This window comes from Kribbella sp. NPDC004536 (genome assembly GCF_042873835.1).
Lineage (GTDB): Bacteria > Actinomycetota > Actinomycetes > Propionibacteriales > Kribbellaceae > Kribbella.
The window spans coordinates 147,254-159,052 of record NZ_JBIALY010000002.1 but is presented as its reverse complement, the minus strand read 5'-3'; the positions used below and the strand labels follow the sequence as shown (position 1 = coordinate 159,052).

Below are 11,799 nucleotides of genomic sequence, written 5' to 3'. Positions count from 1 at the left end.
TGGGTCAGAACATCGGATGGTCGTGGACCGGATTCGGGGGCATCGGCTGCAGTACGTCCCAGTGCTCGACGATGCGTCCCGCGGAGAACCGGTAGATGTCGGCGACGGCGGCCGGTGGAGCGCCGGGCCGGGTCGCCTTGACGTGAACCATGGCCAGGTCGCCGTCGACGAGGATCCGCTGCACCTCGAAGCGTGCGTCCGGCGAGCCGTCGAACTTCGGGGTCAGCGCCTCGACGGCGGCGGCCGGCCCGTCGGGCAGGTTCGGGTTGTGCTGCCGGTAGTCGTCCGCGACCAGGAACGCGAACGCCTCGGCCACCCGCTTGCGGGTGTAGAACAGTTCGACGAACTGCTCGAAGGCGGCCCGGTTGTCAGCCATCGTCACCCCTTGACCCCGCCGGCGAAGCCTTGCATGAAGCGCTTCTGGGCGAACAGGTAGAAGGCCAGGATCGGAATCATCGACAGGATCACGATCGCGAAGATCTGGTTCCACTGTGAGACCAGCGAACCGATGTAGTAGTACATGGCCACGGGCAGGGTCTGCTGACTGGAACCGCCGAGGAAGATCAGCGGTGTGAAGAAGTCGTTCCAGACGATCAGCCCGGCGAGGATGGAGACCGCGCCGGTTGCCGGAGCCATCAGCGGCAGCACGATCCGGAAGAAGATCTGGGTGGGACTCGCCCCGTCGATCGTTGCCGACTCCTCGTACTCGGTACCGAGGCTGCGGAAGAAGCCGGCGTAGATGAAGACCGACAGCGGCAGCAGCAGGCCGCCGTACAGGACGATCATTCCGGGCGCCGAACCGGTCAGTCCGAGCGTCCGGGCCCCGATGTACAGCGGTACCGTGCCGAGCTGGATCGGCAGGACGATGGCGATCAGGAACAGGTAGTACAGCCCGCGGCTCCAGCGACGCGTGCTCCGCGCGATCACGTACCCGGTCAACGATCCGAGCAGAACCAGGACGAGGATGCTGCCGACCGTGATGAAGAGGCTGTTGGCCAGACCAACCTTGATGTCGGACTCGCCGTTGGCCGACAGGACATGGGAGAAGCTCGCCAGCGTCGGCGACTTGGGCAGGGCCAACGGCGACGTACTGAAGACCTCGGTGTCGGACTTGAGCGCGATGCTGATCAGGACGAAGAACGGGGCCAGGTAGATCAGCGCCAGGACCCAGAACCCGGCCTCGCGCAACGCGGACAGCTTGGTGTAGCGGAACATGGTTCAGGCCTCCGATCGGCCGTGGGTGAGGCGTTGCTGCGCCACGGCGAAGACGAGGATGATCGCGGTCAGCAGCAGTGCGAGCGCCGCCCCGTAGCCGAAGTTGCCGAGGCTGAAGGCCTGCTTGTACACCTCGGTGGCGAGCGTCGCGGTCGCATTGGCCGGACCGCCTCCGGTCAGCGCCAGGATCTGGTCGAAGATCCGCAGACCGTTGACCAGTCCCAGGGTGGTGGCGATCGCGATCGCCGGGCGGAGGGCCGGCAGCGTGACGCTCCAGATCCGCTGCCACAGACCCGCGCCGTCGATGGCGGCCGCTTCCTCGACCTCGACCGGCACCGAGGCGACGCCGGAACTGTAGATGACCATGGCGAATCCGGTGTTCTGCCAGACGACCACCAGCAGGACGGCCCACAGCGCCCAGGTGGGATCGGCCAGCCACGGCCGGACGAGCGAGTTCAGCCCGACACCTTTCAGGACGGCGTTCAGCGGGCCGTCCTGCTGGAAGATGAACTTCCAGATGTACGACGTGGCCAGTGGACTCAGCACCACCGGCATGAAGAACAGGGTCCTCAGGATGTACCGCGTCTTCAGGATCCGGTTGAGCCCGATCGCCAGCACCACTCCGGCCAGGTTGCTCAGGATCATCGACCCGAACGCGAGCACGAGGGTGTTCCGGAGCGCGACCAGCTTGGCCGGATCGGTGAAGATCCGGTCGAAGTTGCGCAGCCCGATCCATTCGAACGCGCCGATCCCGGTCCAGTTCGTGAACGCGTAGAACCCGCCGACCCCGGTGGCGACGTAATGGATCGCCGCCACCATCAGGATTCCCGGCAGCGCCCACCACCAGTGGCCGAGCTTCAGCAGGCCGTTCGAGCGGGCCTTCCGGGGCCTGTCGTCCTGCGGACGACGGGTGCGGACGGCCGGCTCAGGCGTCGGTAGCTGCGTGGCAGTCATCGTTCCCCAATCGAGTCAGTGCGCCGACGTCACTGGTTCCAGGCGGCGTCCATCGACTTCAGTACCTTGTCGACGTCGGTCTGACCGGTGAGCAAACCCTGGACGCCGGTGCCGAGCGCGTCGTACACGCCCGCGCTCTTCCAGCCGGCGTTGGGGAGGGCGGTGTAGTCGCCCTTCTTCAGGATGTCGGACACGTCGGCGTACACCGTGGTGGACAGGTCCTGCTTGTCCAGGCCGCTGTTCGGCAGACCTCCGGACACCTTGGCGAACAGATCGGCCTGCGCCGGCTCGGCGAGCCAGTTCACGAAGGCCTGAGCGGCGTCCTTCTTCTTCGAGGCAGCGTTGACGGACAGCGAGTACGTCGGGCTCGCGACGCCGAAGGCCTTGCCGCCGACAGTCGCCGGCGGGAACGCCTCGGCGACGAACTTCTGGGTCGGCGCGGCCTTCTGCAGCTCCGACGCCGAGCCGAGCGGACCGAAGAAGGACACCGAGTCACCCTTGGCCATGTTGTTGGTGATCGCGTCGAAACCGGCGCCCTCGGCACCCTTCTGGAAGCACCCGGCCTTGTTCATGTCGACGATCGTCTGCAGCGTGTCCTTCCATCCCTGGCTGTCGGCGAAGGTGGTTTCACCCTTGGTGCGCTTGGCGTTCCAGTCCGGGTCCTCGGCGTACACCCGGGTCGCGGAGATGATCAGCGAGGTGATGCCCGCGTTGGGCACGGTCGACCCGGCCAGTACGAACAGCGACTTGCCGGCCGCCGCGGACTTGGTGCAGGCAGCCTTGACCTCGTCGAAGCTCTTCGGTGCCGCGGTCAGGCCCGCGGCTTTGGCAGCGACCGTGTTGTAGACCAGGCCGGCGTACGAGATGCCGAGCGGTTCGCCGTACGTCTTGCCGTCGAGCTGGTACAGCGACTTGCTGCTGTCGGGAACAGTCGCGGCCACGGAGTCGCTCAGCGGCTCGAGGAACTTCGCGTTGGCCAGTTGCAGCACGCTGCGGGACTGCCCCGAGCCGGCCTCGGTCTCGAGTACGTCGGCCGCGTTGCCGGCCTGCAGCTGGGTGCGGATCGCATCGCCGTAGGTGTCGTTCGGCTTGCCCTCGAGCTTGATCGTGATGTTCGGGTTCGCCGACATGTACGCCTTGGCCAGTGCCTCGAACGGGCTCTCGATGTTGTTGGACTTGGCGTACGTGAGGGTGAACTCGACCTTGCCGTCCGCCGTGGACGCACTGTCTGTCCCCGACGAGGAAGAGCAGCCGGCCAGGGCCAGCAGTACCGCGGTGGGGAGGACGGCGACCCGCGCGGCCCGGAGACGAGGTGTGTGCTTCATGTCCAGCCTTTCTGACTGCGATGGAGAGACTCCGTGAGCTGTCGCGGCGGGCGGCTGAGCGACCGCGAAAGTAGGTGGGTCCAGGCACTTGGGCCTGATATCGACCGACCATATGCATGTTTTCAACAAAAGTCTATGGCGAGTGAACCAGAAGATCTGGCGGCTTTCAGCGGACCGCGATCGGGTTCACGGGAGAGCCCACCGCACCGGTGATCTTCAGCGGTGCGGCAGTCAGGAAGAAGTCGTAGACGCCGTCGGCGGCGCAGGCTTCTGCGAGGGCGTCGAGGTCCCACATCTCGCCGATGAACAGGCCCAGATGCGGGATCGCGACCTGGTGCAACGGCTGGAACGCCACGTCGAACTCGTTGGGCCGGACCTCGAAGCCCCAGGTGTCCGTCGCGATCGCAGCGAGCTCGGTGTCGTGCAGCCAGTCGACGGTGGTGAACGACAGGCCGGGCGACGGGCCGCCCGCGTAGTCGCCCCACCCCTCGCGTCTCGCCCGCGCGAGCCGGCCGGTCCGTACGACGACGATGTCGCCACGGCCCACGGCCGACGTACCACCCTGACTTTCGATGGTTTGCTCCAGATGTTCCACGGTGATCGCGAAGCCGTCCGGGAGCTCACCGGCCGGATCGCCGACGGCTCGACCTACGTCCAGGAGTACGCCGCGGCCGGCGATCACGTCGGCCACCGTTTCGATGCCGGTCACTGCGTCGCCCAGTCCGGTCACCACCTGGTCGGCAGGACGGTCGTTCCACGCGCGGCCGTGGTCGAAGATGTGGCCGAGCCCGTCCCACTGGGTCGAACACTGCAACGGCATCGCGATCACGTCGTCGGCGCCGCCGATGCCGTGTGGGAAACCCTGGACACCGGCCACCGCGTCGGTACCGGTGTCCAGCATCGTGTGCACCGGGTTGGTGCGCCGGCGCCAGCCCTTCTGCGGGCCGTCCATGTCGAAGCTCTGCGACAACGAGAACGACTGGCCGGTCCCGATCAGCCCCGCGGCCGAGCGACGCCGTTCGTCGGTCAGGAAGTTCATCGTGCCGCGGACGTCGTCAGGTCCCCATCGCCCCCAGTTCGAGACCCGCTTCGCCGCGGCGGCGATGGCGCCCTCTGGATCGGATCGGTCGAGGTCCTCAGGCCGGACCCTCATGGCCGGCTGTCCAGTTCCGTGAAGGTGTCGGCCACCCAGTCGGCGATGAAGGTTTGGACGTGGGAGAAGTGGTCGAGCCCGATGTGTTCGGTCGCGCCTTCCTCCGGGGTGAAGATCCGCAGCTCACGCTTCGGGCTGTTCACTGCCTGGTCGTAGCTGCGATGTGCGTACGCGAGCGGAATCTGCCGGTCGTTCTCGCCGTGGGCAATCAGGAACGGGACCGTGATGCGTTCGACGACGCCGTCGAGGTGGACTCTCTCGGCGAGGGTGATGAACTGCTCGATGTCATTACAGCCCCACACCCACAGCACGTGGTCCCAGTAGTGCGGTACCGGGTTCTCCCCCTCGCGCTGCAATCGGCGCTTCTGCACCTCGCCCCAGTTGTGGTTGGCACCCCAAGCCACGCACAAAGCCAGTCGCTTTTCGAAGGCTGCTGCGCGTGGCGCGTAGTACCCACCAAGGGACCAGCCGACCAAGCCGATTCGGTCGCCCTGGACGTCGTCTCGCGTGAGCAGATAGTCGACGCAGGCCGCGGCCCACTTCTCGGTCTCGACCTCTGCCGTCAACCCACGTAGCCGAAGCGCCTCACCGCTGCCGGGGCAGTCCACCATCAGGGTAGAGATTCCGCGCGCGGCGAGCTCCGTACCGAAGCCGGACGTGTACATGTGCTCCTTGGTGGAATCCAGCCCGTTGAACAAGATCATCACCGGCGCAGGCATACCGTCCGTCGACGCGTTCACGAAGTACGCCGGCAGCGATGCGTCGCCGTACGGGACCTCCACCCGGCTCGTGGTCGGGTCGAGGAGCTCGAAGGTCTTGGCCATCAGGTCGAGGCACTGCTGGTAGCTGGCGTTGCGGTTCGGATCCTTCGCGCTCTGCATCCGCTCGGCCTGACTCAGGTAGACGGCAGCCCGCAGATACTTCTGGCCCGCCGTACGGCGATGGCCGGCCTTCTCGGCCTCCTCGGCTTGCTTCTGCAACTGATCAGCGACCGCTTGCCAGGCCGCCATGAACTCTCCGGTGCCGACATCGGAGCCCTGCGCGGCCAGTTCGCGGATCGGGCGGCAGGCACGGTCGACCTCGTCGATCTGTCCGCCGCTGTTCAGCGCGGCGACCACACCCAGGTTCCAGACGTAGTTGCCCGGGAAGTACTCGAACATCAGCTGTTCCCTTCAAAAGATTCGGCCGCGCGGGTCTGGTTGGGGTCCCGCCGGCGCGGAGCCGGCAGATCTGGCGCGACCGGCGCGACCGCGATCCGGTTCGTGAGGGTTCCGATCCCCTCGACCGTCAGCTGCACCACGTCTCCGGGCCGGAGCGGCGGCGGATCCTGGCGTCCGTTGCGGCCCCACAGCTCGGCCAGGCAACCGCCGTTCCCGGTAGTGCCGGAGCCGAGCACGTCGCCGGGCTGTACGACGCTGTCGCGCGAGGCGTAGCTGATCATCGACTCGAACGTCCACCCCATGTTGGACAAGAGGTCCCGGCCCACCTCCTGACCGTTGACACTGGCCGAACACCACAGGTCGAGGAAGCCGTCGGCATCACGATGCGGTTCGAGCTCGTCCGCGGTGACGATCCACGGGCCCAAGCTGGTCGCGAAGTCCTTGCCCTTGGCCGGGCCCAGGTTCACCTGCATCTCCCGGCGCTGCAGATCCCGCGCCGACCAGTCGTTCATGATCGTGTAGCCGAAGACGTGCTCGCGGGCCCGACCGACCTCGACCGAACGACCGCCGCGGCCGACGATCACCGCGACCTCGAGCTCGAAGTCACGGAGCCGGCACCGCGCCGGAAACAGCACATCGTCGTCAGGGCCTAGGATCGCGTGCGGATTCGTGAAGTAGAAGGTCGGCGCGTCGTACCAGGCCTCAGGTACGCCGGGCGTCCCGTCGATGCTGCGCCGGACGCCGGCCACATGTTCCTCGAACGCGACGAAGTCCCGGACAGTTGCTGGAAGCAACGGTGCCAGCAAGCGCACGCCGGACAGCGCGATCGGCGCGGCCGTACGGGCACGCCCGGCCAGCTCGCGTGCGCCGTCGAGACCGGTGTCGATCACTGCCCGCATCGTCCATTCGAGCGGGAACGGAAAGACCTGGTCATGCTCGACCAGCCCGACCCGCGGGCCGGCCTTGTCGAGATACGTTGCCAGCCGCATCGGATCAGACCGGCGGAGCGACGAAGACGCCGCGGTCCGGGTCGTTGAACGACTGCTTCGCGACGAACTCGTCCATCGGGTTGGCCGTACCCCACTGGTCGCTGACGTCGGGATCGGCGAAGTCGTACAGGTGTGGGTGCCAGGTGTCCTCGTCCAGCACCTCGAGCTCGGTCGTGTACTCGATGGTGTTGCCGTGCGGATCGAGGAAGTAGCTGAAGGTGTTGTTGCCGGCCTTGTGCCGGCCGGGTCCCCACACCTTCTCGATCCCGTTGCGGAGCAGCCGGCCGGTACCACGCATGTACTCGTCGATGCCACGCAGTTCGAAGGACGCGTGATGCAGCGCGACGTGCGGTCCGCGGGCGATCGCCATGCTGTGGTGCAGCCGGTTGGTGCGCAGGAACCACATCACCTCACCCATGTGCGGCGAGAACAGGGTGTCGGACAGGGAGAAGCTCAGGTGCTTGTCGTAGAACGCGACCGTTTGCTCAGGATTCGGGGAGTTGATCACGACGTGCGACAGCTTCACCGGGATCGACTCGCCCTCCTCGATCTTGCGGTGCTGTCGTACTTCGACGTCGGCGCTGACCTCGATGGTGCGGCCCTCGTTGTCGAAGAACCTGAAGCCGTACCCACCGCCCGGCGTGTCCACCACCCCGGGCTCGGTGATCAGCTGAACGCCGTCGGTCCCCAACTGCTGAGCCAGCTTGTCGACGTCGGCCGCGTTCGCGGCGCCGAACGAGATCAGGTCGAGCCGCTTCTCGTCGGCCCGGCGGAGCCGCACCTGGTACTGCTCCGGTGAACCCTCGGCGGCCAGGAACGCGATGCCGCTGTCGCTGGTCTCGGCTTTGAGCCCCCAGAGTTTGGTGTAGAACTCGAGTTGGCGCTCATAGTCGGGTACGGCGAGATCCACGTGCCGCAGATGAGTGACAAGACGCTCACGCATGGTCGGATTCTCCTTGTCAGGCAGGGATTTCGAGCAGGTGTGCGACGCGGGCCATCAGTCCGGGTACGTCTCCTCGAACCCCGTCGATGAGCCAGCCGCACAGCTGGAGCGAGGCGTCCACGACAGTTCGGGCACGTTCGAACCGGCGTTCGTAGAAGGTGCTCCACAGTTCGTCGTCGACGCCGTCGCGGCTGATCAGCAGGTCGCTCAGTACGGATGCGTCCTCGAAGGCCTGGGCCGCGCCCTGGGCGAGGGTGGGCGGGCAGACGTGCGCAGCGTCGCCGATCAGCACGACGCGGCCGCGGTGCCACGGAGCATCGAGCAGGTGAGACTCGAACCAGGTGTAGTTGATGCGATCGGGGTCGGTCATCCGCTCCCGGATGTCGTCCCAGGGACCGTGGTACGCCTGCGACAACTCGCGCATCGTGGCCAGCTGCTCGTCGGGCGTCAGTCCGGAGCGATCCTGCGCGCGCTCCACGATGTAGGCGTACAGGCCGTCCGCGCCGGTCGGGCAGTAGCCGGCGATGTAGCTCGGTCCGCCGTAGAACAGGTCCGTACGGGTGACCGAGTCGGGCCGCGGCGCGAACACCCGCCAGATGCCCATCCCGGTCGGTACGGTCGCCAGCTCGATCCCCAGTTCCGTGCGGGTCGTCGACCGTACGCCGTCGGCGGCGATCACCAGGTCGTACCGGCCGGTCGAGCCGTCGGTGAAGGTCGCCTCGACTCCGGCCTCGTCCTGGCGGAGAGCCGTGTAGGTGGTACCGAAGCGCACCTTCGCGCCGACGGCCTTGGCCTGGTCGACGAGCACGGTCGCCAAGTCGGGCCGGTACATGCCGACGGTCGCGGGCAGGTCCGCTCCGCCGGTCTTGACGTCCTCCAGTTCGGCGATCAGCGTCCCGGCCGGGTCAGGCGCCCGCAGACCGAGCGTGTCGAACGCGAAGCCGTGCTCGAGGACCCGATCCCAGACGCCGAGCTCGCGCAGTACGCGCAAGGCGTTGCCTTGCAGGGTGATGCCGGACCCGAGGGCGCTGATGTCCGCCTTGTCGTCGACGAGCTCGACCGAGATGCCGGCCCGGGCCAGCAGGATTGCGGCGGCCGCACCGGCAGCACCGGCGCCGACGACGAGTACATGATCTACAGCAGGCATCGATACTCCCAGTGACTCGCGTGAGAACCGCGTGGCGACCACTGTGCGACCGGGCAAGCGATATCAGCAATACCGATCTGTTGATTCTCGACATAACCGCTGTTTATGCTCACCTCGTGGCGACCAACCTGCGGAGCCTCGATCTCAATCTGCTGCTGACCCTCGACGCCCTGCTCGCCGAACGCGGGGTCACCCGGGCCGCGCAACGCCTCGGCGTGACCCAGCCCGCGGCGAGCGCGGCGCTGAGCCGGCTGCGGCGCCACTTCGGCGACCAACTGCTGAACAGGGTCGGCAACCACTACGAGCTGACGCCGCTGGCCGCGCAGCTACGCGCCGACACCACGCTGGCGCTGGCCTCGGTACGGCGGGTCTTCGACTCGATGCCGAACTTCGACCCGGCCGGTACGGAACGCGAGTTCAGCCTCGTACTGTCGGACTACGCCGCCGCGGTGATGGGCGAGCGCATCTCCCGGATCTTCGCGACCCAGGCCCCGAACGCCCGCCTGCGGATCCAGGGGCCGACGCCACACCTGGTCGACAACGTCGCGGACACCATCCGCGCCGTCGACGGCATGGTGCTCCCGCACGGCTTCATCCACGACCTGCCCCATGCCGACCTGTTCAGCGACAACTGGGTCGGGATCGCCGCGACCGGCAACCCGCTGCTCGACAGCCCGATCACCTTGGAGCGGCTGGCCGACGTACCGTGGGTCCTCACCTACGACAGCCGCACCGCGTTCACACCTGCCCAGCAGCAGCTCCGGCTGCTCGGGGTCGACCCGCGGACCGCCGTCGTCGTGGAAAGTTTCGCTGCCGTGCCGTTCTTCGTCGTCGGTACCGAGCGGGTCGCGATGGTGCAGCGCCGGTTGGTCGACCGGCTGGCCGGCCTGGCCGACATCACGACGTTCGCACTGCCGTTCGAGGCGGTCCGGCTGATCGAGTCGTTCTGGTGGGACCCGGCCCGCGAAGGCGATCCGGCCCACGCCTGGTTGCGGTCGGTCCTGCGGACGGTTGGCGATCAGGCCTCGAGCTAGCTGTTTTGTCGGAATTGTGCAAAAGTGGCCGCGAAACCTGCAGATCCGACCTGGAGGAGTGTGGCCGTGAGTGCTTCCACCAAGCGGCTGGGCGTGGGCGACCGGGCCCCGGCGGTCCCGCAGTCGCAGCCGGGCGCCGTGACCGTCGTCGTGTTCACCGCCAACGGCTGCCCGTTCGCCCGGGCCTGGCACGACCGGATCCAGGCGGTCGCGCGGGAGTACGGCGATCGAGGCGTACAGGTCCTGCAACTGATCAGCAACGACGCGACGGATCATCCCGAGGACGCACCCGAGGCACTCGCCGCACGGGTGACGGCCGGGGACTTCGCGGGTCCGCTGCTCCACGATGCCGATCAAGCGCTGGCCCAGGCGTTCGGCGCCACGGCCACTCCCGAGGTCTTCGTGATGGACCACGACGGCATCGTCCGCTACCACGGCGCACCCGATAGCGACCACGACGATCCCAGCCAGAACGCAGCGTGGCTGCGCGAAGCGCTCGACGAGCTGCTCGCCGGCCGCGCGGTCGCCCGCCCCGAAACCTCTGCGGCCGGCTGCTCGATCAAATGGCGCGTCGAACTGCGCTGGTGGGAGGGTTGCCCGTCCCACGACCAGGCCGAAGAACTGCTGACCCGGACTCTGCGCGAACTGAAGCGCGACGAGGTGCACGTCGTACGGCGTGAAGTACGCACCCGCGACGAGGCGAAGGATCTCGGCTTCGTCGGCTCCCCGACGTTCGCGGTCGGCGGACGCGATCTGTTCGCCTCCGACGCGCAGCCGGCGCTCACGTGCCGGCTGTACGAGTCCGACGGCCGCAGCGGTCCGCTGCCGTCGCCGGCCGACCTTGCCGACCGGTTGCGCAGCGCGCTCGCGCGTCCATGGGATCTTCCCGGCTGGGTCGACCCGCGCAAGGGGTCCGCATGATCAAGCGCGGCGTGAGTCTTTACTCGTTTCAGGAGGAGTACTTCCTCCGCACCATGACGGTCGAGGACTGCATCGCCGCTGCCTCGCGCATTGGTGCCCTGGGCATCGAAATCATCCCGGAGCAGTCGATCCCCGGCTTTCCCGTCCTCACTGACAAGTTCGTGGACGAGTGGTTCGGCTGGATGGAGCGGTACGGTACGACGCCGGTGGCCACTGACCTGTTCCTGGACACCAAGCGCCACCCGGATCGTTGGCTCACGCACGAGGAGCAGGTCGAGTCGGTCCACCGGGACATCGACATCGCCGTGCAGCTCGGCGCCAAGATCATCCGGATGATCATCAACACTCCGCCTGAAGTGATGCGGAGCGCCGCGCCGTACGCCGAGGACCGGGGTGTGCGGCTGCTGCTCGAGGTGCATGCGCCCTTCCACTACAAGCATCCGTGGATCCTGCAGCATCTGGACGTCATGAACTCGCCGGCGCTCGGGTTGATGCCGGACATGGGCACGTACGTGAAGCGGTTCCCGCGGGTGGTCAGCGACCGTGCGCTCCGCGACGGCGCCAAGCCGGAACTGGTCGACCTGATCGTGAAGACCTACGACGACCACGGTGACACCCACGCCCTGATGGACGTGGTCAACTACCGCGGCGGCGGACCGGTCGACTTCGGCCTCGCCCGGCAGGCCACGCACTACATCTGGAGCGATCCGCGGGACATGCTCCCGTACATGGGTCTCATCGGGCACATCCAGGCCAAGTTCTACGAGATGCTGCCGGACGAGACCGAGTACTCGATCCCGTACGACGAAATCGTCCCGGTGCTCGTCGAAGGCGGCTACGACGGCTACCTGTCGAGCGAGTACGAGGGCAACCGGCACATCCAGGACGCGTACGCCGTGGACAGCGTGGAGCAGGTCACCCGCCAGCACGCGATGTTCAGCCGGCTGCTCGGCTGAGG

General features: G+C 67.2%; 12 protein-coding genes. 3 read left to right on the top strand and 9 right to left on the bottom strand.

The window, feature by feature from the left end; all coding sequences use genetic code 11:
* Positions 1-4: 4 nt before the first annotated feature.
* The 9 genes from ACFYRU_RS15685 to ACFYRU_RS15645 form a co-directional block, all read right to left on the bottom strand.
* Positions 5-376: a nuclear transport factor 2 family protein gene (locus ACFYRU_RS15685; protein ID WP_387658551.1), complete on the bottom strand. Its 372-nt coding sequence runs from the start codon at positions 374-376 to the stop codon at positions 5-7.
* 2 nt (positions 377-378) lie between these two features.
* Positions 379-1,215 (bottom strand): carbohydrate ABC transporter permease, encoded by an 837-nt coding sequence (locus ACFYRU_RS15680; RefSeq protein ID WP_387658548.1) that lies wholly within the window; start codon positions 1,213-1,215, stop codon positions 379-381.
* A 3-nt stretch (positions 1,216-1,218) separates the two neighbouring features.
* Positions 1,219-2,169 carry a carbohydrate ABC transporter permease gene (locus ACFYRU_RS15675; RefSeq protein WP_387658545.1) on the bottom strand — a complete coding sequence of 317 codons (951 nt, stop codon included), beginning with the start codon at positions 2,167-2,169 and terminating at the stop codon, positions 1,219-1,221.
* A gap of 29 nt (positions 2,170-2,198) precedes the next feature.
* Entirely contained in the window at positions 2,199-3,494 is a 1,296-nt protein-coding gene (locus ACFYRU_RS15670) for an ABC transporter substrate-binding protein (protein WP_387658543.1), read from the bottom strand.
* Between the two features lie 166 nt (positions 3,495-3,660).
* Positions 3,661-4,647: a cyclase family protein gene (locus tag ACFYRU_RS15665; protein ID WP_387658540.1), complete on the bottom strand. Its 987-nt coding sequence runs from the start codon at positions 4,645-4,647 to the stop codon at positions 3,661-3,663.
* Positions 4,644-5,807 (bottom strand): alpha/beta hydrolase family protein, encoded by a 1,164-nt coding sequence (locus tag ACFYRU_RS15660; RefSeq protein WP_387658537.1) that lies wholly within the window; start codon positions 5,805-5,807, stop codon positions 4,644-4,646. Before ACFYRU_RS15660 ends, ACFYRU_RS15665 begins: the two co-directional genes overlap by 4 nt.
* Complete coding sequence (locus ACFYRU_RS15655; protein WP_387658534.1) at positions 5,807-6,796, bottom strand: fumarylacetoacetate hydrolase family protein; 990 nt, start codon at positions 6,794-6,796, stop codon at positions 5,807-5,809. Before ACFYRU_RS15655 ends, ACFYRU_RS15660 begins: the two co-directional genes overlap by 1 nt.
* Before the next feature lie 4 nt (positions 6,797-6,800).
* Positions 6,801-7,739 carry a VOC family protein gene (locus ACFYRU_RS15650; protein ID WP_387658531.1) on the bottom strand — a complete coding sequence of 313 codons (939 nt, stop codon included), beginning with the start codon at positions 7,737-7,739 and terminating at the stop codon, positions 6,801-6,803.
* Positions 7,740-7,755: 16 nt separating this feature from the next.
* Positions 7,756-8,886 (bottom strand): FAD-dependent monooxygenase, encoded by a 1,131-nt coding sequence (locus ACFYRU_RS15645; RefSeq protein ID WP_387658528.1) that lies wholly within the window; start codon positions 8,884-8,886, stop codon positions 7,756-7,758.
* 116 nt (positions 8,887-9,002) lie between these two features.
* Between ACFYRU_RS15645 and ACFYRU_RS15640 the strand changes: the two genes are divergently transcribed.
* The 3 genes from ACFYRU_RS15640 to ACFYRU_RS15630 all read left to right on the top strand — a co-directional run bounded on the left by ACFYRU_RS15640 (position 9,003) and on the right by ACFYRU_RS15630 (position 11,797).
* Complete coding sequence (locus ACFYRU_RS15640; protein ID WP_387658525.1) at positions 9,003-9,920, top strand: LysR family transcriptional regulator; 918 nt, start codon at positions 9,003-9,005, stop codon at positions 9,918-9,920.
* 66 nt (positions 9,921-9,986) lie between these two features.
* Positions 9,987-10,841, top strand: coding sequence for a thioredoxin family protein (locus ACFYRU_RS15635; protein ID WP_387658522.1), 855 nt, complete (start codon positions 9,987-9,989; stop codon positions 10,839-10,841).
* Complete coding sequence (locus ACFYRU_RS15630) at positions 10,838-11,797, top strand: sugar phosphate isomerase/epimerase family protein (RefSeq protein WP_387658519.1); 960 nt, start codon at positions 10,838-10,840, stop codon at positions 11,795-11,797. Before ACFYRU_RS15635 ends, ACFYRU_RS15630 begins: the two co-directional genes overlap by 4 nt.
* Positions 11,798-11,799: the final 2 nt, after the last annotated feature.

Excerpts from the sequence above, each read along its gene's own strand:
- ACFYRU_RS15675 (WP_387658545.1), bottom strand. The coding sequence starts at position 2,169 with ATGACTGCCACGCAGCTACCGACGCCTGAGCCGGCCGTCCGCACCCGT.
- ACFYRU_RS15665 (WP_387658540.1), bottom strand. The coding sequence starts at position 4,647 with ATGAGGGTCCGGCCTGAGGACCTCGACCGATCCGATCCAGAGGGCGCC.
- ACFYRU_RS15630 (WP_387658519.1), top strand. The coding sequence starts at position 10,838 with ATGATCAAGCGCGGCGTGAGTCTTTACTCGTTTCAGGAGGAGTACTTC.
- ACFYRU_RS15650 (WP_387658531.1), bottom strand. The coding sequence starts at position 7,739 with ATGCGTGAGCGTCTTGTCACTCATCTGCGGCACGTGGATCTCGCCGTA.
- ACFYRU_RS15670 (WP_387658543.1), bottom strand. The coding sequence starts at position 3,494 with ATGAAGCACACACCTCGTCTCCGGGCCGCGCGGGTCGCCGTCCTCCCC.
- ACFYRU_RS15660 (WP_387658537.1), bottom strand. The coding sequence starts at position 5,807 with ATGTTCGAGTACTTCCCGGGCAACTACGTCTGGAACCTGGGTGTGGTC.
- ACFYRU_RS15680 (WP_387658548.1), bottom strand. The coding sequence starts at position 1,215 with ATGTTCCGCTACACCAAGCTGTCCGCGTTGCGCGAGGCCGGGTTCTGG.
- ACFYRU_RS15655 (WP_387658534.1), bottom strand. The coding sequence starts at position 6,796 with ATGCGGCTGGCAACGTATCTCGACAAGGCCGGCCCGCGGGTCGGGCTG.
- ACFYRU_RS15645 (WP_387658528.1), bottom strand. The coding sequence starts at position 8,886 with ATGCCTGCTGTAGATCATGTACTCGTCGTCGGCGCCGGTGCTGCCGGT.
- ACFYRU_RS15685 (WP_387658551.1), bottom strand. The coding sequence starts at position 376 with ATGGCTGACAACCGGGCCGCCTTCGAGCAGTTCGTCGAACTGTTCTAC.